Annotated in this window: 14 protein-coding genes; 5 read left to right on the top strand and 9 right to left on the bottom strand. The window is 70.1% G+C overall.

Annotation, left to right across the window (positions count from 1 at the left end):
* Nucleotides 1-132 precede the first annotated feature (132 nt).
* The 3 genes from AC6JA9_RS40200 to AC6JA9_RS40190 form a co-directional block, all read right to left on the bottom strand.
* Nucleotides 133-1,746 carry a glycine--tRNA ligase gene (locus tag AC6JA9_RS40200; RefSeq protein ID WP_497958723.1) on the bottom strand — a complete coding sequence of 538 codons (1,614 nt, stop codon included), beginning with the start codon at nucleotides 1,744-1,746 and terminating at the stop codon, nucleotides 133-135.
* 65 nt (nucleotides 1,747-1,811) lie between these two features.
* Nucleotides 1,812-3,497: a metallophosphoesterase gene (locus AC6JA9_RS40195; RefSeq protein ID WP_497960828.1), complete on the bottom strand. Its 1,686-nt coding sequence runs from the start codon at nucleotides 3,495-3,497 to the stop codon at nucleotides 1,812-1,814.
* 142 nt (nucleotides 3,498-3,639) lie between these two features.
* Complete coding sequence (locus AC6JA9_RS40190) at nucleotides 3,640-4,815, bottom strand: cupin domain-containing protein (RefSeq protein ID WP_497958722.1); 1,176 nt, start codon at nucleotides 4,813-4,815, stop codon at nucleotides 3,640-3,642.
* Between the two features lie 98 nt (nucleotides 4,816-4,913).
* Between AC6JA9_RS40190 and AC6JA9_RS40185 the strand changes: the two genes are divergently transcribed.
* Complete coding sequence (locus AC6JA9_RS40185; protein WP_223751200.1) at nucleotides 4,914-5,375, top strand: acyl-CoA thioesterase; 462 nt, start codon at nucleotides 4,914-4,916, stop codon at nucleotides 5,373-5,375.
* A gap of 45 nt (nucleotides 5,376-5,420) precedes the next feature.
* Nucleotides 5,421-6,191 carry a class I SAM-dependent methyltransferase gene (locus AC6JA9_RS40180; protein ID WP_223751199.1) on the top strand — a complete coding sequence of 257 codons (771 nt, stop codon included), beginning with the start codon at nucleotides 5,421-5,423 and terminating at the stop codon, nucleotides 6,189-6,191.
* A 4-nt stretch (nucleotides 6,192-6,195) separates the two neighbouring features.
* Here AC6JA9_RS40180 and AC6JA9_RS40175 read toward each other — a convergent pair whose 3' ends face one another.
* On the bottom strand, nucleotides 6,196-7,341 hold the full coding sequence (locus AC6JA9_RS40175; protein ID WP_497958721.1) for a hypothetical protein: 1,146 nt from the start codon (nucleotides 7,339-7,341) through the stop codon (nucleotides 6,196-6,198).
* 245 nt (nucleotides 7,342-7,586) lie between these two features.
* Between AC6JA9_RS40175 and AC6JA9_RS40170 the strand changes: the two genes are divergently transcribed.
* The 3 genes from AC6JA9_RS40170 (at nucleotide 7,587) to AC6JA9_RS40160 (ending at nucleotide 10,027) form a co-directional block, all read left to right on the top strand.
* A complete protein-coding gene (locus AC6JA9_RS40170; protein WP_223751197.1) occupies nucleotides 7,587-7,997 on the top strand; it encodes an Mpo1-like protein in 411 nt (136 codons plus the stop codon).
* Nucleotides 7,998-8,241: 244 nt separating this feature from the next.
* A complete protein-coding gene (locus AC6JA9_RS40165) occupies nucleotides 8,242-8,964 on the top strand; it encodes a YebC/PmpR family DNA-binding transcriptional regulator (RefSeq protein ID WP_141324285.1) in 723 nt (240 codons plus the stop codon).
* 142 nt (nucleotides 8,965-9,106) lie between these two features.
* Entirely contained in the window at nucleotides 9,107-10,027 is a 921-nt protein-coding gene (locus tag AC6JA9_RS40160) for a type VI immunity family protein (protein ID WP_223751196.1), read from the top strand.
* 60 nt (nucleotides 10,028-10,087) lie between these two features.
* On the opposite strand, the gene AC6JA9_RS40155 is transcribed toward AC6JA9_RS40160, so the two are convergent.
* The 5 genes from AC6JA9_RS40155 to AC6JA9_RS40135 all read right to left on the bottom strand — a co-directional run bounded on the left by AC6JA9_RS40155 (nucleotide 10,088) and on the right by AC6JA9_RS40135 (nucleotide 21,600).
* On the bottom strand, nucleotides 10,088-10,579 hold the full coding sequence (locus tag AC6JA9_RS40155) for a hypothetical protein (protein ID WP_223751195.1): 492 nt from the start codon (nucleotides 10,577-10,579) through the stop codon (nucleotides 10,088-10,090).
* A gap of 194 nt (nucleotides 10,580-10,773) precedes the next feature.
* Nucleotides 10,774-12,021 (bottom strand): TIGR02996 domain-containing protein, encoded by a 1,248-nt coding sequence (locus tag AC6JA9_RS40150; protein ID WP_497958720.1) that lies wholly within the window; start codon nucleotides 12,019-12,021, stop codon nucleotides 10,774-10,776.
* A gap of 61 nt (nucleotides 12,022-12,082) precedes the next feature.
* A complete protein-coding gene (locus AC6JA9_RS40145) occupies nucleotides 12,083-13,258 on the bottom strand; it encodes a hypothetical protein (RefSeq protein WP_223751192.1) in 1,176 nt (391 codons plus the stop codon).
* Between the two features lie 92 nt (nucleotides 13,259-13,350).
* The gene (locus AC6JA9_RS40140; RefSeq protein WP_497958719.1) at nucleotides 13,351-17,817 is read right to left on the bottom strand and encodes a discoidin domain-containing protein; all 4,467 of its coding nucleotides are present in this window, start codon (nucleotides 17,815-17,817) and stop codon (nucleotides 13,351-13,353) included.
* 405 nt (nucleotides 17,818-18,222) lie between these two features.
* A complete protein-coding gene (locus AC6JA9_RS40135) occupies nucleotides 18,223-21,600 on the bottom strand; it encodes a peptidoglycan-binding protein (protein WP_497958718.1) in 3,378 nt (1,125 codons plus the stop codon).
* Between the last annotated feature and the right edge of the window lie 144 nt (nucleotides 21,601-21,744).

Below are 21,744 nucleotides of genomic sequence, written 5' to 3'. Positions count from 1 at the left end.
CGGGCCCGCCGTGCCCAGGGTGTACCCGTTGTGCGCTTGTGGGACGAGCCCTGTTCGGAGGTGACACGTCCTGGGGACCTGGGCTCCCTCGGCTCCTTGCTGGAGGGCAGCCCTGGGTCCTGGATGGCGGGACTACCCCATCTTCTCGCGCAGGTAGCCCTCCAGCTCGGAGATGGCGACGCGCTCCTGGGCCATGGAGTCGCGGTGGCGCACGGTGACGGTGTCCTTGGTGGACGCGTCCTTCCCGTCCCCCAGCGTGTCGAAGTCCACCGTGACGCAGAAGGGCGTCCCGATTTCATCCTGCCGCCGGTACAGCTTTCCGATGGCGCCCGTGTCGTCGTACACGACGCGCATCGAGCCCGAGGACTGGAGCCGGCGGCGGATGCCCTTCGCCACGTCCACGATGCCCGGGTGGTTCTTCTTCAGTGGCAACACCGCCACCTTGATGGGCGCCAGGCGCGGCTTGAAGTGCAGCACCGTCCGGTAGAACTCGTCGACCACCGGGTCCACCTGGCCGCGCAGCTTCTTCGCCACCTCGATGCCCTCCGCCCCCGGCATCGACAACAGCCCCGTGATCGACGCGAGCCGCTCGCCCAGCGCGCCCGCGATTCGCTCCCCCTCCGCGAGCAGCGCGTTCTTCGCGTCCGCGGTGAGCTTCTCGTTGCGGCTCACGGACTTGAGGAACGTGCCCAGCGCCTCCTCCACCGGCTTGAGCCGGTCCGCCGGCGCGGGCTTCACCTGCTCCTCCGCGTACGCCTCGCTCAGCACCGCGAGCACCCCGCGGTCCACGCCCGCCGACGGCTCGATGACGAACGGCACCACGTGCTGCTTCGTCTCCGCGTCGAAGTACGTGAGCTTCTCCGTGCTGTGGCTGTTGGGCGCCACCCGCGCCTTCAACCCGAGCGAGCCCTGGTCCTTGCTGTGCGAACCCAGGTCGTAGTCCGTCCGGTTCGCGATGCCCTCCAGCTCCTCCAGCCCGTGCGGGAAGCGGTAGAGCAGGTCCACCGTCGCCTTCGCGTAGTGCGCCAGCTCGTTCGCCTTCTGGTGGTACGGCACCAGGTTGTCCTTGGACAACCCCACCGACAGCCACCAGTTGATGCGGTCCTCCACCCACTTCTGGTGCCACGCCTCGTCCTCGCCGGGCTTCACGAAGAACTCGATCTCCATCTGCTCGAACTCACGCACGCGGAAGATGAAGTTGCGCGGCGTGATTTCGTTGCGGAAGGACTTGCCCATCTGCGCGATGCCGAACGGCAGCTTGCGCGACGTCGAGTCGAGCACGTGCTTGAAGTTGAGGAAGATGCCCTGCGCCGTCTCGGGGCGCAGATAGGAGAAGGACTCCGGGTCCGGCACCGGCCCCACCTGCGTCTTGAACATCAGGTTGAAGGGGCGCGGCTCGGTCAGCTCCGCACTGCCGCAGCTGGGACACTTGCCGGCAATCTGGTCCGCGCGCCAGCGCATCTTGCAGCCCTTGCAGTCCACCATCGGGTCCACGAAGGTCTCTTCGTGCCCCGAATAGCGCCACGTGAGCTTGTTCATGAGGATGGAGGCGTCGATGCCCTCCATGTCCTCACGCTCCCAGACGTTGGCGCGCCACCAGGCCAGCTTCAGGTTGTTCTTCAGCTCGACGCCGAGCGGACCGTAGTCGTACGTGCCCTGCAGGCCCCCGTAGATGGCGGAGCCCGGGAAGATGAAGCCCCGGCGCTTGGACAGGGAAACCAGCTGCTCCATCGTCTGTGCGGCCATCGGCGTACGGCTCCTTCGTGAGCGGTGAGCCCCGGAGGCTACACCGTTCCCGACACCGACGGACCCTAGACGCGGATGGGCGGCTCGATGAGCGCCGGAGGCGTGGCCTTGGCGTCATCCGGCTCGTACGCCGGTGCATGCGGCCCCGCATGCGTGCGCTTCCACCGGCGCGGCACCCGCTCGATACCCACCGGGTAGACGGTGAGCTGTCCCTTCTCGTCGATGTGCAGCCGCAGGAAGTTCTTCCAGTCCGGCAGCGCCAACGAGATGAACGCCTCGTTCGAGTGGGCCCCGAACAGGTTGACACTCAGCCACAGGTACAACCCCATGACGAAGGGGCCCACCAGGAAGCCACCCAGGAAGGTGAGCGCCGAGGACACCAGGAACTTGCCCGCCAGGTGCGCCCAGCCCGCCGTGCAGTTGAGGCCGTCCGGCGTCAGGTCCGGGCAGATGCCCATCCCGCTCACCGCCAGGTAGGTGCCTCCCCACGCGACGAAGAACGCCGCGAGGATGTGGGCCACGCCGTGCAGCGTGCCCGCGAGCCACCGGAACTTCCCGAACGCGGAGTCCGCCAGGCCGATGAGCCCGCCGATGGTGCCCAGGCCCAGCACCATGGTCCACGGGCGGCTCACCATGCTGTTGGCCACGGCCATGATGACGTCGCCCAGCTGGGAGAAGCCCAGCGAGCCCACCTCCGCGTACGCGGCCAGCGCGAGCAGCAGGTACAGCGCGCCCGTCATCAGGCCGAACAGCGGGCTGTAGCGGATGAGGAACAGGTTCTTCCTGGCGAGCGCGCGTGAGGTGCGCTCGTCGGGGAAGCTCTTCTCCAGCCGGTAGCCGTCGCGCAGCACGTGCGCCTTGGGCGCGTGCGTGGGGTGCATGAAGGCGCCGCCGCCGCCGGCCGTGATCTTCTGCCGGCCCGCGGGGTCCTCGTGGCGGCGGTAGTGGTGCAGGTCACCCGCGAGGAAGATGCTGATGCGCCGGCCGAGCACCTTCTCCTGGAGGTACTCCAGGTTGTTCTCCAGGTAGCTGCCCTTGCGCCGCTGCGTGGCGGCGAGAATCCACGCGGGCTCCGCGTTGCACAGGATGACGCGGTCGTCGGGGCCCATGCTGTCGGCCACCTGGCGGAAGTACTCCACCTGGGGCACGTCGATGTCGCTGTTGAGCTGCACGTCCGTGCCGATGAGCCACCAGCGATGCGGCAGCTTGAGCGCGAAGTAGCTGCGGCTCTGCCGCGTGCGTCGGCCCGCAATCCAGCGGTTGGCGCAGAACAGGCGCATGAAGGCGGACAGGCCGTCGTACCAGTCGTGGTTGCCCGGGATGACGAACAGGTCCGGGTTGGGCGCGACGGAGCGCCGCATGGCGGCCTCGTACGGCTGGATGAGGCGCTCCTCGTAGGCCTCGCGGCTGGCGCCGGGGTACACGCCGTCGCCGCCGAAGATGAGGACGCGGCCGCGCTCGGTCTCGAACTCGCCGACGCGGGGCTGGCCTCGCACGGGGAGCTTCAGCTCGGGCAGCGCGAGCAGCCGCGCCACCGTGTACGTGGGGTCCCAGCCGTCGCCGGTGTCGGAGACGTAGTCGAGCCAGAAGTCTCCCTGGGGGCGCGTCTCCTCGGAGTAGTCGAAGTAGGGGACCTGTGGGCGCACCACGGCCTCGATGAGGCGATGGTCCGCGCGGGCGCCGAAGACGGCGGCGACGACGGCGTCCAGGCCCGTGCGAATCAGCTGCGACGGGTGCAGCCAGCGCACCATGGGGGCGTGGCGCTGGGGATGGGTGGCCGTGCCGCTGTCGGAGATGAGCGCCGTCTCGTTGCGGGAGGGGACGAGGTGGGGGCGCTCGACCGAGGGTTCATCGGAGGGTGCGTTCCGCTGGCGCGCCGCCGAGGACTCGCGCTCAGCGGCCATGAGGGGCGCTCTCCCGGGGGCCCTGCATGAAGCGCTGCTCGGGGCCCGGGCCCGCGTAGACCTGCACGGCCTTGAACGGCACACCGGGCGACACCACGCGCGCGGAGTGCTTCGCGCCCGCGGGGATGTAGACGGCGTCACCCTTGCTCACGCGCAACGTCTGTCCGGACACCGTCATGTCGGCGGCGCCGTCCTCGATGTAGAGAATCTCCGCGCTCGACTCGTGCGTGTGCTCGGGGACCTCGCCGCCGGGCTGGAGCTCCAGCAGTGTCAGCGACGCGGCGGTGGCGCCCGTGGACTCGTTGAGGAAGAGCGTCGCGCGGCCCTTGCCGTTCGCGATGAGGTGGCGCGGGGCTTCGGTGGCGGTGACGCGGTGGCGCACCGTGGGCTTCGCGTCCGCGGGGCGCGGGCCCGGCGCGGTGGTGCTCGGTGCGGCGGAGCCGGGAGCGGTGGTGCTCGGTGCGGCAGAGCCGGGCGCGGTGGTGCTCGGTGCAGCGGAGCCGGGCGCGCTGGTGCTCGGTGCAGCGGAGCCGGGCGCGGTGGTGCTCGGTGCAGCGGAGCCGGGCGCGGTGGTGCTCGGTGCAGCAGAGCCGGGCGCGGTGGTGTTCGGCGTGGCGCCTGGTGTGGAAGTGCTTGGCGCGTAGAAGCCCGGCGCGATGGTGCTCGGCGTGGAAGTGCCCGGCGCGGTGGTGCTCGGCGCAGCGGAGCCGGGCGCGGTGGACCAGCGTTGCGCGTTGATGCTCGGTGCGGCGGTCCTCGGCGCCGCGGTCCAGTGCGGCGGAGTGACGTTCTGCGTGGACGAGGTCGGGACAGAGGTGTCGGGCGCGGCGAGGTCCGGCGTGGCAGCCCCGACAGCCCACCGCTGCGCGGTGATGCTCGGCGCGGCGGTGCTCGGCGTGGCGGCCCAGGCGGGCGCGGTGACACCCGGTGTGGACGCGGCCCGGCCGACGGCGCTCGTCGTGGTGGCCGCGACGGACTCGACGGACTCCGGGCTCGCGACCCAGCGTCGCGCGGTGATGTTCGGTGAGACGGTCCACTCGGGCACGGAGCTGATGCGAGCCCCCGTCATGGCCGAGGTCTCCGAGGCGGCCTCACTCGCCCAGGCAGGCGGGTTGATACCGAGGCCCGTGAGGGCCAGCGCGGACATCAGGAGTCGTGGACTCATCGTGTTGCTGGATTATCACGACACCGGCCCCTGGCTGGAGGGCAGGCAGGCGGTGTTCTTCGTTCCCTCATGGCCGCGAGTGGGGCACCCTCCCCTCCATGCCGGACCTCAGCCCCAAGGACTTCCCCGTCGTCGTCCCCTTCACCCTGCACTGGAGTGAAATGGACGCGTTCGGCCACGCGAACAACGCTCGCACCTTCACGTGGTTCGAGACCGCGCGCATCGCCTACCTCGCCCGCATCGGCATGACGGGCCCCTCGGGCGCCGGCGAGACGCGCATCCAGGGCGGCGTCGGCCCCATCCTCAAGGCCACCCAGGCCGAGTACGTGCGCCCCGTCGTCTTCCCCGTGCGCCTGGTCGCCAGCGCCCGCGTCTCGCGCATCGGCAACACGTCCGTCACGCTGGAGCACGCGGTGTTCGGCGAGGAGGACGGCACCCTCTACACGAAGGGCACCGCCGTCATCGTCACCCTCGACTACGTCAAGAACGAGCCGGTGCCGCTGCCCGCCCCCGTGCGCGCCGCCATCGAGGCGCTGGAGGGGCGGACGTTCGGCCCATGAGCGCTCCGGCCGTCACCAGGACGCACGTCGTCGAGGAGCGCGCGCATGGCTGAGTCCGTGCTCGAGTTCTACCAGGGGCTCGCCGAGGAGTATCACCTGCTCTTCGCCAACTGGGCCCAGACGGTGGAGCGCCAGGGCGCCGCGCTGGACGCGCTGCTGCGTCGGTGTGGCGCGCCGCCGCCGCGTCGGGTGTTGGATTGCGCGTGTGGCATCGGCACGCAGGCGCTGGGGCTCGCGGGACGCGGCTACGCGGTGCACGCGACGGACCTGAGCCCCGCCGCCGTGGCCCGCGCCGAGCGCGAGGCGCGCACCCTGGGCGTCACCCTCACCACCGGCGTCGCGGACATGCGGACGTTGGACACGCAGGTGTCGGGGATGTTCCAGGTGGTGCTCGCGTTCGACAACGCGGTGCCGCACCTGCTCACGGATGAGGACCTGGACGCCGCCGCGCATGCGATGGCCTCCAAGCTCGCGCCCGGGGGCCTGCTGGCGCTGAGCGTGCGCGACTACGACGCGCTGATGGCCGACCAGCCGCGCTTCACCTCGGAGCGGGTGCTCGACGCGCCCGAGGGCCGGCGCATCCTCTTCCAGGTCTGGGATTGGGCCGCCGATGGCAGGACGTACACGGTCCACCAGTTCATCCTGCGCCCCGAGGGCAAGGGCTGGCAGGCCACGGAGCACACCGGCGTGTATCGCGCGCTCCAGCGGGTGGAGGTGGAGCGCGCGCTGACACGGGCGGGGCTCGTCGACACACGGTGGTATTCGCCGGAGGAGACGGGCTTCTATCAGCCCATCCTCACCGCGCGCAGACCGTGAGGCTTCAGCCGCTGCGGCGAGCCTCGGCGGGGGCGTTGGGGTGGCGGGTGAGCAGCATGCGCAGCTGCGGCTGCCTTCGCACGGCTTCCTGCTTGAGCAGGTGGGCGATGAGGGCCGGCGGCGCGGCGCTCCAGCGCGCGATGTTCTGGATGAGCATGGGCGAGCGGTAGGTGCGTCCGCACAACATCGACGCCGTCTTGCCGTCCACGGACATGCCGATGAGCGACGCGAGCGCGCGACCCTCGGTGTTGAGGATGAGCTCCACCTTCTCCTCCGAGGGGCCGGTGGTGAAGCGCTGACGGAGCACCTCGCGCGACGAGCGCCGCGTGGACTCGGGCACGTCGCGGTCCACCGTCACCTTGTACAGTTCCATCAACCGGCGCGCGCTCCAGAGCCTGCGGAACAGGCTGGCGGGCAGCTGCGGGTTGCGCACGAGCCAGCGCCGCACGCCCACGTCCGCCGCGAAGGCCGCGCGGGCACAGAGCGACTCCAGGCCCACGGGGTTCCTGTGGTTGCGCGCGATGAGGCGCGCGTGCGCGAGCCCGACGCGGGGATTCTCCATCACCGCCTTGATGACGGAGGGCAGCGGGTCGAAGCACAGCGCGGACAGCTCCGGGTCCTGCGCGGTGTGCGCCAGCGCGACGCGCTGGTCTTCGGGTTGCGGATGCAACCGCGTCTCGAAGAGCTGGCGGAAGTTGCCCAGCGCGACCTCGGGCACGTCCTCGGCGTCGGCCTCGGAGTCTGGGGGCTCGGCGGGGACGACGTCGGACTCGGAGGTCTCGAGGACGTCGGATTCGCCCGCATCGGCCTCCTGGGGAAGCAGGTCCAGCGTGGGCAGCTCCTCGTCCGGCGGCGTGTGGGGCGCGGTGGGCGCGAGTGGCTCGTAGCCGGGGCTCACGGAGGGGGCGTGTGCCCGTGGCATGCCGGGAGGGTTGATCCCAGGGGCCTGGGCGACGGGCAGCAGGGCGCCCTGGGAGACGAGCCGGGTGAGGATGCCCTGGAGTCGCTCGGGAGCCAGCCCGGTGAGCGCGGGGAGGTTCCTGGCCGCCGTGGCGCCGTCGAGCCGCGAGAGCACGAAGCCCTCCTCCGGGCTGAGCACCAGCGTGCGCAGGTCCACCGTCGGGTTCGGCTTGGGAATCCAATCCGTCATTGCTCCCGAGTCTCCCACGACCCGTGGATGAGGTGGAGGGGCCGCTGTCCTCGACATGTTTCGGTGCGCGACGGGCGGAAAACTGCGGGGTCGACGGCCGCGAGACGTCCGATTCCGTTCAGCCTCCCCGAGCCCGCCTGGCTGCCTGGCGGCCCTGCCCTCGGGGGCCGGAGCGGGCGCGGGAGGGCACTTCCTGACGCGCGGCGGGTTGACGCCGGGCCCCTGCCTGGACACAACTTCACTTCATGTCCAAGCCCACCCTCCAGACCTATGCCGAGTTCTGGCCGTTCTACCTGCGCGAGCACTCGCTGCCGGTGACGCGCCGGTTCCACTTCGTGGGCACCAGCCTGGGCGTGGCCACGGGCATCGCGGCCATCGCCATGGGGCGCGCGGCGCTGATTCCGGCGGCGCTGGTCTCGGCATACGGCTTCGCGTGGTTCAGCCACTTCTTCATCGAGAAGAACAAGCCGGCGAGCTTCAAGTACCCGCTGTGGTCGTTCATCTCGGACTTCCGGATGGCGGGGCTGATGGCCGTGGGGCAGCTCGACGCGCACATGGAGCGCGCCTTCGCCAACGGTGCGCAGGGCACGGGCGCCAACAGCATGGCCCCCGCGTCCCGGCCGGCGCCCCAGGCGGCGGCGCAGCAGGTCCGCTGAAGTCCTTGGGGCCCGTCGTCGACGGGCCCTGTCTTCCGGGTGGATGACGGCGGGTGCGTGGGCCCTCGGGGGCCTGCGCCCGTGCGTGTCGTCCCCGGGTCGAACGTCGGGAGGACGCCGCCCCGCACACGAAGCGCGGGCGCTCCAGCCGAGTTGCGCTAGATTGGCCGGGCCCTTTACAGCAACCACTCTTCTTCACCTGGGGCGCGCCTGGCGCCCCCTCTCTTCGCGAGTCGCTCGACCCATGGGACGCATTTTCGAGACACGCAAGGCCACGATGATGGCCCGCTGGAACAAGATGGCGAAGGTCTTCACGCGCATCAGCAAGGACATTGCGATCGCGGTGAAGGCCGGCGGGCCCAACCCGGACTCGAACTCCACGCTGCGGCGGGTGTTGCAGAACGCGCGCGCGGCGAACATGCCGAAGGACAAGGTCGAGGCGGCCATCAAGCGCGCCAGCGGCCAGACGGCGACGCAGTACGAAATCGTCCTCTACGAGGGCTACGGGCCGCACGGCATCGCGCTGCTGGTGGAGACGGCCACGGACAACGTGGTGCGCACCGTGGCGAACGTGCGGATGCACTTCAACCAGAACGGCGGGAACATGGGCACCACGGGCAGCGTGGGGTTCATGTTCAAGCGCATGGGCGTGTTCCGGTTGAACCCGGAGGGCCTCAACCAGGAGGAGCTGGAGCTGGAGCTCATCGACCACGGGTTGCAGGAGATGGGCGAGGGCACGGGCGAGAAGGGGGAGAAGCAGCTCATCATCCGGTGTGACTTCGCGGACTTCGGCAAGCTCCAGGCGGCCATCGAGGCGAAGGGGCTGGCGCCCATCTCCGCCGACTCCGAGTACATCGCGGAGAACCTCATCGAGCTGCCCGAGGACAAGGCCACCGAGGTGCTGGAGCTCGTCGACGCCCTGGAGCAGGACGACGACGTCCAGCGCGTGTTCCACAACCTGGGCTGAGCCGTCGTCGCGGCCCGGGACGCGAGCGGGCGCTCGTGATGAGCGCCCCCGTCTCCGGGCCTTGCTCCACTTGCCTCGAGTGTGTTCGTACGACTCGACGCGAGAGCGCTGTCATCAGCTCCCCTCGACGAGGGATGACACAATGACAGCCGTGCTTCCCAGCATCCGTGTGGCGGACGAGAACGGCGAGCCGGTGGTCCGGGAGGGGCTGTCTCTTTGCTTCTTCATGCGCCACTCCCATCCCGTCGTGGCCGACAAGGTGTGGCGCGCCCTGGAGCTGTATCGCCGCTCCATCCCGAGTGATGCACTGGGGTGGTATGGCTCGGACGACGGCGACACACTGCCGTTGGATGTGGATGGCTGGCGCCACATCCACCATCAGATGGTGGAGCGGGCCTGGGGCGTCGAGTGGCTGGTGGAGCTGACGGAGTTCTCCAGCGGGCCCGGTGGCTACCAGTTCGAGTACGACGGTCGGAGGCTCGAGGACCCGCTCTTCTTGGGAGATGCCGACGCCACGACCGGCCTCCGCTTCTGCCTCCCCTCCGAGTATCTGACGTCTCGGGGCGTGGCTGCCGTGCGTGACCTCGCGCGCGACATCGCCCGGGAGCTGCCTTTCAGCTTCGGCTATGCCAGCCCCGCGCTGGTGGCTCGTCCCGGTGCGTGGTTCTCCGTGCGTCGGCAGCTCCTCGAGCTGCTTCAGCGCCACCCTGGGTTGGACCTCCTGAACCTCACCGACACCAGCCGACGCATCGGCGTCCGAGCCCGAGGCGCCTATTGGCTCACCTTCCTGGGGCCGACGTTGCTCGACCAGCTCGGGGGCGCTCCCGAACTGGCCCGGCGCCTTGACCTTCCAGGCGTCTCGCTCGCTCCACTCGATGAGGAGCGATGGATGCTTTCGCTCGGCGAGTGTCCCGACTCCATGGACTCGGCGACCCAGCCCGTACCGGCTTCGTACCGAGAGCTGTCGCGACTGTTGGAACCCTTCCTGCTCGAGGAAGGTGGCTCGTGGCCACCCTGGGATGCAGGTGTTGTACGGCGCTGGCTGCGTCGACACGGCGCTTGAGGACAGCGGGCAGGCGACTCCTTGGATGTCAGAAGGTGAGCCGCCTGCCTCCTGACGACTTCACCGCGCCACGTCGTAGGTCTTGCGGATGACCGTGCCTCCGCGGTCGATGGACACCACCACGCGCTTCGCCGTGTCGAGCTGGGCGTAGGCCTCCAGCGCCTTCTCCGGCGTCTCCAGGGTGATGCCGTTGATGCTCTGCACCACGTCCCGCTCCTGGAACCCGAGCTTCGCGTAGATGGAACCGGGCCGCACGGCGAAGAGCTTGAACCCCACCGCCTTGCCGTCCTTGAACGAAGGCACGAACCGCGCGTCCCCGCTCTGCGTGCACGTCTTCTCGTGCTCCGCCTTCGGGTTGCGCCGCACCGAGTACGTGTTCTCCCCCGTCGCCTTCACCTCGAGGTCCTCGGGCCCGTGAGAGAGCGCCTGGACGAAGTTCGGCGCCGCCTGGGGAACATCCACCGGCGGACTCGCCAACGAGACGAACGGCGCGCTCGCCAGGATGATGGCACTGCCCCACTGACACATCTGCTTCCGGAATGAGCAACTCATCGTGTCCTGCCTCCTTCCCCATCGCGGGGAGTGAGCAGGACAAGAGCAATCACGATGCCAGGGCTCGTCTTCACTCTGAGGGCCGCGTCGGCAGAGGTGACGACGCACCTCCACGCCGGCCTGTCCTGTCAGCCCTCCACGCCCGCACGATGACAGCCTGTCGTGACAGCTTGTCACTCGCGCCGCATAGGCCCTCAGTCCCGATAGGCCACGGTGCCTGCGGACCCACCCGCGTCACGCTGGTCCTGCAGCCAGACCTCGGGGCCGAGCGTCTCCAGTGCCTCCACGCTCGATTCGTCCAACAGGTTCTCCGTGAGGACCAGCATCTCCAGATGCGTGAACGCGCCCGCGTTCCCCAAGAGCGCCGTCGCACCCACGCGCGTCATCGTGCCCAACGACAGGTCCAGCCGCGTGAGCCGCCGCAGCACCGGCGCCGACGGCAACGCCTCGCACACCGCATCCGTGAACCCCGCGTTGCACAACCCCAGGTGCACGAGCCTGGGCATCCCGGCACCGTCGAGCAGCGGCCGCACGTCCTCGAACGTGACGTCACCCCCGTGCTCGGGCGACCCGAACCAGAGCACCAGCTTCTCCAGCTTCGGCCAGCTCGCCGACAGGATGGACCGCAGGGATTCGCGCGACAGCCCCGAGGTCTCGAGGGTCAACTCCCGCAGCTCCGGCAGGTGCATGGCGCCCAGCACCATGTTCCCCCGCAGCGTCAGCGTGCGCAGCCTCGGCAGCGCCGCGTACAGGGACGACACATCCCCGAGCCGCACGCGCGAGAGGCCGAACTCGTTCTCCAGCACGTCCGCGACCTTCAGCTCCCGCAGCGTCGCGGGCGCGTGTCGCACGATGTGCTGGAGGATGCCCTCGTAGTGATTCGAATCCGCGTCGTTGTCGAGCAGCCCCACCGTCAACGCACGCAAGAAGCGAGCGGAGGGATGCGTGAGCAGCTCCGTCAGCACCCGAGGCACGTCCAGCGAGTAGGCGTGGTTGCTCCCGAGCCACGCCCGCTGGATGAAGCCCAGGTGCCAGTGCCAGTACACGCGGCCGCTCGACAGTCCCGAGTAGCGTGAGGGATGGAGGCTGTCCCGGAAGTACAGCTCCTCGAGCAACCTCTGCGCATGGCGCTCCAGGAAGTCGCCGACCTGCTTCTCCAGTTCCTTCTTCTCGGGCCCCGTGGCGAGCAACGCCGCATGCTGGAGCGCCACCAGCTCGCCGCGCGGGGCTCCGTGCGCCTGCAGCCAATCCCCATAGACGAGATAGCCGTCGTCGTCCTCCGGCTCACGGAGGATGGCGGCCTCCAGCTCCGGCTCACGAAGCTCCGGGGGCACATCGTGCCCCGGAGCAGGAGCCGGCGTGACCGGGTCGAATCCCGAGAAGAAGTCATCCAGCACCTGGATGACCCGTTCCAGCACCTTCCCGTAACTGGGTTTCGACATGACTCCCCACACCTGTGCGTCCGCTCCCCGAGGAGAACGGACGCGAGCCCCGGGAGTCGCGTTACGGGACGTACCAGAACGCGCCGTAGCCGTTCACCCGCGAAGTCATCGAAATCTGGCGGTCGGCCTTGGTGGTGCTGCATTCCTCGCCCGGCTTGCACTTGGTGATCTCCGCGAGCACGCCGGTGTACTCGATGACGTAGTCATCCGGATTGATGGAGTAGCCGATGGGCGGGCAGGTCACCCCGGGGTTCGAGCACTTGCACTTGCCCGTCTCCAGGTTCCCCGCGGCGTCAACGGTGCACAGCTGGTTGTTGATGCGCTGCACGAGGTTGATGAGGTTCTGCCGGGTGTAGTGGACGCGGAAGAAGCGCAGGTCCGAGAACTGGGAGTTGGTGCTCGTCGCGCCCGTGTAGCGCACGGTGGACAGGTCCGTGTTGCACAGGGCGTTGCCGGTGAACCAGGCCCCGTTTGGATAGTCGTAGAGGATGGTGGCCCGGCCATGGGCGGGACAGGGCGACGCGGGGATGTTGTTCGCGTAGGCCCCCGCGAGCACGCCGATGGGACGCAGGTTCGGATGCGAGGTGTCGCGCAGGTACGCGAACATGCTCAGCTGCGCGGCACCCGAGTTGTAGACGTCCCCGGGGCCTGGGTTGCTGATGCCGTTCCACGTCGTGCCCCCGTCGGGCGAGTTCCAGCCCGTGACCAGGGGCACCGCCATGTTCCCCTGGAGCACCAGCTCCGTGGGCCACATCCCGAGCACGCCGTTGCGCGCCGTGAAGAGCTTGAAGGGACGCGGCCGGTTCGCCGGGCTCCAGGCGTAGCCGAACATGTCGTTGTAGCCGCCGCCCTCCACGTGCGTCCTGGGCGACGTCCACGTGTTGAGCAACATGCCCGCGTCGTGGCAGTACACCTGGGCCGCGGGAGTCCCCGACGCGGACTCGGGCTGCTGTCCCCGCTGCCACGCGGAGAAGGGCGCGGGGACGCTCAGGCCCGTGAAGGTCCCCACGTTGTAGGACACCGGCGTCGAGGCGATGTTGCCCTGCCAGCGCATCAGCATGGACCACGCGTCCTGCCGCACGCCGTTGTTCGGGTCCAGGTACTGGCCTCCCGTGGTGAACAGCGGCGCCACCTGCGTGTGGCACACCGTCGGCGTCATGGGATGGAAGTCCGCCGCGCTCGCGCTGCCGGTGGTCAGCAAGACGAGCGTGGCGGGAAGGATTCGCTGGAGCTGCATGGTGGTTCCCCCTCTGGAGAGGTCCCTCCACGGATGCGGAGGGACCTCTTCTTGGGGTACGCGCCACACGCTCCGTGATTTCCAGGAGCGGACTATTTGGTGAAGGAGATGGGGCCGCTGGAGAGCGTGGCGTTGTTCGCCCCGTCCACCGCGCGCACCCGCCAGGTGTGGCTGCCCGTGGACAGGCCCGTGAGCGTCGCCTGCTCCGTGCCCACGCCGTACACCTCGAACTCCCACAGCGAGTACCCGTAGCCCGTGCCGCGCTCGATGCCGCGCATGCGGACGTATCTCCCCACGCCGCTCAGCCCCGTCAGGTCATCCTGCCCGCCGTTGCCGTTGGTCTCCGTGTACACCGTGCGCCACGTGGCCCCGTCCACCGACGCGTCGATGGCGTACTGCTTCCCGTACGCCGCCTCCCAGAGCAGGTTCACCCGCTTGAGCGAGTACACCGCGCCCAGGTCCACGGTGATGGACTCGGTGTTGGGAGCGGGCACGTCCGTGCGGCTGGCCCAGCGTGTCGTCGTGGCGTTGCCGTCCACCGCGTCGTTGGGGCTGCCGAACTCCGACGACGTCGCGGACACGTTCTTGCCGAGCGCCAGGTTCGTCGTCGTGCCCACGTACGCCTTGGGCGTCACGTCCGGCGTCCTGTCCACGCCGTCCACCACCAGCACGTACTTCGACACGCCCGCGCCCACGTCCGTCGTCTGCTCCCAGATGAACGTGGTGGACGTCCCCGGCACCGACGAACCCGCGGACGGCACCAGCGCCGCGAAGGCCGCCGGGGGCGCCGTGTCGTTGAGCGTGAAGGTCGCCGTCGCCGACTGCGTGAAGCCGCCCGCCCAGTTGTACGCGCGCACGAACCAGGTGTGCTGGCCGTTGCCCAGCGCCGCGTTGATGACCGGCGCGGAGTTCGTGCGCGTCGTGGCCACGGGGAACGGGCTGCCGTCGAGGAACACCTCATAGCGGTGGATGCCCGTCTGCGGGTCGCTGCTCGCCGTCCACGTGAAGTTCGGCCGCGTGGTGAGGGTGGAGCCCGGTGCTGGCGTCAGCAGCGTGAAGGCCGTGGGCGGCGTCGAGTCCGACAGCCCGAAGCCCTCGATGCCCGCGCCGTACTGGAACAGCGGGTTGCCGTAGATGGGCAGCACCGGCAGACCCTGCGCGATGCGCGAGCGAATCTCCGCGCGCTGCGCCGCCGTGGCCCCCAGGTCGAACGGGAGGTCCCACTGCTCCAGCTGGTTGTTCTCCACGTCGGTGCCAATCTGGTCCAGCGAGCGCGGCAGCTGCCAGGGCAGCTTGCCTCGCGGGAACACGTCACCGAAGAGCACGTCCGCCACCGCCGGGCCGCCCGAGTCTCCGGGCCGATACGCCACGAGCAGCGCGTTGGTCTGCGGCACCACGTTGGTGAGGATGTACGGACGCGGCAGGATGAGCACCGTCGTCGTGGGGATGTTGCGCGCGCGGAAGCCCGTGATGAGGCCGTACTGGTTGCCCCACTTGGCGTCGTGCGCGGGGCCGATGGGGTCGCCGGGCAGGTAGGGCTTCTCCTTGTCCCACTCGGTGCCGTGGGTGAAGTAGCTCTCGCCCACCACGACGATGGCGGCGCTGGGCGTCACGCCCGCGGGCGCGTTGTCCTTGTACACCGTGATTCCGGCCGCCTCGGCGCGCTGCTTGATGGCCTGGTAGATGGTCAGGTCCCCGAACTCCGTGCCGTGGAAGTCCGAGCGCCACGTCACCATGCATGGCCCCGCATCCGCGCACGGCCCCGCGATGACGATGCTCGAGCCCGCGCCGAGCCGGATCGGCAAGGCACCATCGTTCTTCAGCAGCGTCATCGCGTTCTGCGCCGCGCGGCGCACCAGCGCCTTGTGGTCCGCCGTGTGCCACTCGGACGTGCCCGCGGGCCCCCGGCGGTACGGGTCCTCGAAGATGCCCAGGCGGAACTTCAGGTCCAGGATCCTGCGCACCGACTCGTTGATGCGGGCAATCGGCACCGCCGTCTCGAAGTCGCCCATCTGCGCGGGGTTCGCGCCGCCCATGACGTCCGAGCCCGCCGTCGCCGAGCGCACCCACGCCCCCGACGGCAGCCAGTCCGAGCAGATGACGCCCTGGTAGCCGAGCTTCACGCGCAGGTAGTTGAGGATGCCCACGCTGTCGCCCGCGCCGTAGCCCTCCGGGCCGAGCAGCCAGCTTCCCGCGTAGCCGGGCATGATGCCGCTGGTGCCGGCCTCCAGCGCCGCGTGCCACGGACGCATGTGGTAGTGGATGGTGGTGCCGTCGTAGGTGATGCCGGCCTCACCGCCCGCGCCCTGGCCGGGCCAGTGCTTGGTGGTGACCCAGATGGAGTGCGGGTTCACCTCGGGGCCACCCTGCAGGCCCGCGATGAGCGCGCGGGTGATGCCCGCCGCCAGGTCCGCGTCCTCGCCGTTGCCCTCCTGGATGCGCGGATAGAGCACCTTGGTGCCCACCTCCGCCAGCGGCGACAGCGTGCCCCGGCTGCCCACCGCGAGCTGCTCGCGGCGCTGCATGTCACCCAGCTCGTAGATGGTGTCCAGGTCCCGCGAGGCCGCGAGCGCCGGCTGTGTGGGCCAGCTCGTCTTGAAGCCGTGGATGGAGTCGCCCGCGTCGATGTTCGGGATTCCCAGCCGCGTCGCCGCCGAGGCCCGCTGGAAGGCGACGATGTCCGTGGGGCTGAGCGGGCCCATGGTGAAGCCCGCCTCGGGGAAGGTCTTCGCCTCGTAGAACATCTGCAGCGCCTTCTCGCGCGGGGTCATCCGCGCCATCAGGTCATTGACGCGCGTGGCGATGGGGTTGTGCCAGTCCTCGTACGGGTCGATGACGCCGTTCTTGTTCAAGTCGCGCATGCCGTTGATGAGCGCGACGCCGTCGTCCGCCGTCTCCACCACGGGCAGGTACAGGCTGAAGGTGCGCAGGTCCGAGCGACTGGTGGCGCCGCTGGCTTGCGTGGCCACCACGTACCACTTGTACGTCCAGCGGTCGGGCAAGTCGCGGTCCAGCGTCCACGACGTCGCCGTGGTGGTGGTCATCAGCGTGTAGCGGTCCAGCAGGCTGCCCGCCGCCATCCAGTCGTAGTCGTCGCGGCTGATGTTCAGGTAGACCTTGTAGTTCGCCGCGCCGGAGACGGCGGCCCACTGGAGCGTGGGGCGGCGCGTGCTCGTCACCATGGCGGCGTTGGCCGGCGCGACGAGCGCGAACGCTCCCGCCACGGGCGGTGGCGCGGGCGCGACATAGGGGTCCGGGATGATGGTGCGGTCGCGGTCGGGGCCCGTGCCCGTCGAATAGATCTCCACCCTCCACTCGGCGCCCTGCACCGCGAGCGCGGTGACGCTCTGTCCGCGCAGCACCGTGCCGTTGGCCGCGGTGACGACCAGCCGGATGTCCGTGTTGGGCGCGGTGGGGGAGAACTGGTTCTTCGACAGCGTCACCGTGGTGTTGGGCGCGAAGGTGATTTCATACGTGAAGGGCCCGGGAGGGTTGCGCACCGACGGCGTGGTGTTGCCCTCCTCGGGCGTCGGCGTGACGCTCACCGGCGCGGGCGAGACGTTGATCTTCGCGTACGCCAGCTCCGGGAACATCAGCTTGATGGTCTGGTTCGTCGTCTGCGGCTGCGGCTCCTGCGGGCCCTGGCCGGGCGCGTAGATTTCGAAGTCCCAGAGGGAGATGCCGTAGCCGGTGCCCTTGGTGAGCGCGCGCACGCGCACGTAGCGGGCCGAGCCCGACACCGTGACCTCCCGCCGCCCCGGCGCGCCGTCGGTGATGTTGGACGCGAGGGGCGCCCAGGTGGAGTCGTTCGTCGAGCCCTCGACGACGTACGTCGCCGCGTAGGCGCCCTCCCAGTTGAGCACCACCTTGCCCAGGGTCTGCGCGCTGCCCAGGTCCACGCGAATCCACGGCTGGGCCTCCACCTCCGACGAGGACCAGCGCGTCGTCGTGTTGCCGTCCACCGCGTAGCCGGGCGCCAGGTGCGCCGCGTTGGCCTCCACGCTGGACGCCGTCGCGGGGCGGTTCTTCGCCAGGTCTCCGGTGGTGGACGTGCCGCCGCCGTAGATGGCCAGCTCCCACAGCGAGTAGCCGTAGTCGATGGCGCCGCGCTGCGTGCAGAGGATGCGCACGTAGCGGCCCGTGCCCGTCACCGTCAGGTCATCCGTGCCGCCGTCGCCGTCCGTCACCGCGCGGACGTCCGTCCAGTTCGTCGCGTCCGTGGACGTCTGCACCGTGTAGGCACGCGCGTACGCGGTCTCCCACGTGAGCACGACGCGGTTGATGGAGGTGCTCGCGCCGAGGTCGACGTAGAGCCACTCGTTGTTGGTGAACGCGCTGCCCCAGCGCGTGCCGCCGTCTCCGTCCACGGCGTAGGTGCCCCCGAGCCCGGGCTCGGAGGACGACGTCACCGTGGGCCGGTTGAGGGCGAGGTTGCCCGCCTGGGCGCTCGCGTCCGAGGCGAACCCCGCCACACCCACCACCACCGCCACGGCGCATGCTCGCGTCAGCGCATTCCTGACACGGTGCAGTGCCTGCAAGAGAGGAGTTGGTAATCGCATGGAATGAAAAGCGGGCCGCTGGAGAAAGTGGGGGAGGGGATGAACAAACGCATACCGGGATGGGGCTGCGTCCGAGCGGTCCTTTCCTTTCGCGGCTGATTCTATTTCTTCGGACGAAAAAGAAAGTCAAACCGGGACCGGATAACGCGTTAAGTCGAGAAATGCCCGCGGCGCGCGCATGCAGGATTTCCATCAGGGTGTGTGGCCGCCGCGTCGCGTCGCGGACAGTGAGCCCGAGGGTGCGCGGACGTGGCGCGTGCGGCTGTCGGGTACCGACGGCGTCGCGGCGCGAGGGAGCTCCTCGGCGCCCCGCGCTCATCGCTGTCCCGAGACGTGGAGTGGAGGGCTCGCCCCGGGGCGGGAGCGCGGCGAGGCGGGCCGCGCTCCCGGACCGGAGGGCGCTGCTCAGGGCGACTCGTGCTGCTTCGCCCACGCGGCGACGTCGGGCGTGCGCTGCTGCACCCAGGCGCGGAACTCGTCGCCCTGGGAGCGGTACTGCTCACCACCGCCCGCGCCGCCCGAGGGCGGGTGTCCGAAGAACAGCGTGTGCACCTCACGGCCGAGCGTCGCCATGTCGACGCCGTGGGCCTTGGCGAGCCGCTCGAGGAACTCCTGGAAGTGCGCTCCCTTCATCTTCATCGCGCTGGCGGCCTGGGCGAGGCTGTCCAGGTGGAGGGCGTCCTGGGCCACGTCCGGGTGCGCGGTGAGGAAGGTCTGCACCTGCTCGGGTGACATGCCCGCGCCCTGCACCAGGCGGCTGTCGAGGAGGTCGGGGCCCAGGTGGATGAGGCCCTTCGCGAGTCCCGGGGCCATGCCGCTGGCGGTGAGCAGCTTCACCTGCTCTTCGCGCAGGCGCGCGTCCGCGGGGTCCAGGTACTTCAGCCCGAGCCCGCCGAGGAACAGCGCCGCCCCCAGGATCTGGAAGCCCGGCGCCATGCCGAACAGCGAGGCGCCCGCCATCAGCGCGCCGCCGAGCGCCTGGGCTCCCGAGGAGGCGGCCTTCCACCCGTCGCCCTTCCGCAGGAACTGGAGGCTCTGCATCGCGTCGCCGGCCGCGCCCAGCACCGCGCCCAGGGCGGACACCTTGCCGAAGGCCGAGACGGCCGAGGACCAGCGCGCCGTGTTGCCGAGCACGCTGGTGATGACCGTGGCCCCGTCGCCCGTGACGCTCAGGCCGTCGCCGACGACCTTGAGCCTCGACGCGAGGTCCGCCTGGCTCCAGCCCGTCGCGTCTCCGACGAACGCGGTGGTGGTGACGAGCATGCCCAGGGTCCGCAGCGCCTGCCCGCGAGGGGAGTCCGGCGCGAACGGCAGGCCCGTCTCCTGGTCCGTGAGCAGCGCCTTGAGCGACTTCGTCGTCTCGAGCACCTGCGCGTCGGTGGAGCCGGGCTTGATGTCGCGCAGCAGCCGGAAGTACGACTTCATGTCGCTCGACTTCATCCCGAACACGTCGGCGTAGCGCGCGAGCCCGTCGAAGACCTTCCGCGCCTCAGCGGGCGACTTGTCGCCGGCGGAGATGAGGGCCACCGTGCCCGCGCTCTTCACCAGCGCGAGCGCGAGCTTCTCGTCGAAGTCCTTGCCGTCCTTCAGCGCGCCCACCACGTCGAGGAAGAGCGGCTTGTCCTCCGCCTTCGCGGTGAGCTGCGCGGCGAGGTACTCGGCGCCGCCCTTCGTCTCGGCCAGTCGGGGGAGCTCGCGCGCGAGCGCCTTGACGCGCGCATCGTCGGAGCCCACGGGCACGCCATCCGGCGCGGCGGTGGAGAGTAGCTTGCCCAGGCGCTCGTGCTCCGCGAGGTCCTGCTGGACGCTGCCCTGGCGCAGGTACGTGTCGATGAAGGCCTTCTGCTGCTCGGGCGAGAGGACGGCGGCGGGGCCGCTGAGCAGCTCGGTGAGCCGCTGCTGGTGCAGCTGCGCCTTGTCCGCCGCGGTGGCGAACTGGCCGCGGATGCCGTCGAGGGTGCTCCACAGCGTCTGGTGCAGCGCCGCCTGGGCCGTGCCGTAGGAGGGCGCGGTGCTGCCCGGGGGGATGACCTCTTCGCGACTGAGGGAGCGCTCGATGTCGAACGCGAGCCGCGAGCCGAGACCGAAGTTGAGGGACGTGCGCACCGCGCTCGTCAGCGACAGGTTGACGAGCGTGGGCGGCGCGTCGCGCGTGAAGGCCTTGCCCACGCGTCCGGCCGTCGGGTCCTTGAGGTGCTCGGTGGCGCGCGCGAGGGCGTAGTACGTCTCGTGCTCGATGCGCGTCTCCTCGTTCGCGAGCTTCTCGAGCACCTTGCGGTCATTGAGGTCCGGCGGCTTCTGCGCGCCGGGCGGATGGAGCTTGCGGTTCGTCTCCGGGGACACGCCGGCGAAGAGCTGGCCCATCTTCGCGAGGGACGGCTCCGCCGCGCGGACGAAGGCCTCCTGGTAGACGGGGTCCGGGTTGCTGGCGATGAGCCGCTCGAACTGACGCGCGCCCTGCTCCAGGCTCGTCTGGAGGGTGGCCTCCAGCGCCTTCGCGTCCTGGGCCGCGCGGGTCTTCACGTCCGTGCCGGAGCCGCCGACGGTGCTCACGCCGGGGTTCGGGAGGAAGGGCTCGGGCTTCGGCGCGGGGACGTCGCGGGCGGCGTCCTCCAGGCGCTTCGCCACCGCCGCGCCCACGCTGCCTCCCGCGCGTGCACCCGCGTCCGCGGCCGGGTTCGTGGAGGCACCCTGGAGCGCGGTGAAGGACGGCTGTCCTCGCGTGGGCGAGAAGAAGACGCCCAGTTGCTCGCGCGTCATGGCCACCGGGCCGCCGGTGTGGAGCGGGTCCGCGACCAGGTACTTCCCATCCGAGGTCTTGCCGAGAATCGCGTTGAGGTGGCCGATGTCGCCGGAGCCCATGCGCTCGGGGAACTGCTCGCGCCAGGCCGCGTTCGTCCGGCCGTTGGCGACCACGGGGTTGCCCGCGGCGAGCTGGCGGTCCAGCTCCTCCCAGCCCTGGCCGTAGCGCGCGTCGAGCCCCGCGCCCTTGACGCCGTCGCTCACCATGGTGCCGCCGGTGAGCTCGCGGTCACGGTCGAGCTGCGGCACGCGGGTGCCGTCGGAGGCCTTCACGTAGGTGAACTCGCTCTCGCGGCGCGGGCTCATCAACGCGCGCGCGTAGTCGACCTGTTGCTCCTTGGTGAGTCCCGCGGGCATGTGGCCCGTGTATGCCAGCGACATGGCGAGGCTCGCGGGGCCGCAGTTGGTGCTGCCGCGAGGGCCGGTCGGGTTGTACTCGGAGGTGAACTGGGTGATGAACGCGTCCTCGGCGGACATGGCGGGGCGACGCGCGCCGCCGGAGGACTTCGCTTCCGTGAGGGCCTTGCCGAGCGCCTCGCGCGTCCTGCCCGCATAGTCACCGGAGGCCGTGAGGCCGTGCTCGGCCTGGAAGCGCTCCAGCGCGGCCTCGGTCTTCGGGCCGAACTGTCCGGGGCCCGTGGCCACCTGCTCCTCGGTGAGGTAGCCCAGCTTCACCAGCGCGTCCTGCACCGCCTTCACGTCGGGGCCGGTGTCGCCGCGCTTCAGGTCCCGGAGCGGGAGGGGGGCGGGCTCCTCTTCCTTCTCTTCGGGAGGTGGCGGTGGAGGCGGCGGTTGGAGCCGCTCGCGGTGGACCGCGCCGCCGTTGTCCTCCTCGAAGCTGGAGGTCGAATCGAAGCCCTCCGGGCGAGAGGACTCCTCCTTGACGGCGTTGTTCTCGGTGCGGGTCTCGATCCGGGCTGTTTCAGTCGCGCCTTCGGATGAGACGGATTGCGTCGGGCGTGATGAGCCGTCGACACGCATGTTGTGACTCCCCCTCTGATACATCACCGGGACGTGGTGTCCCTGGCTGGATTATCCGCTGGCGTGACGCGGTGTTGCGTCTCGTCACGCCGTCCCGGCGGAACATACCGGATGCGAAGCCGATACGGATGAATCACGAAGCCA

The organism is Myxococcus sp. MH1, assembly GCF_059738865.1.
The sequence above is the reverse complement of the archived record's forward strand: the minus strand, read 5'-3'. Positions and strand labels throughout refer to the sequence as shown.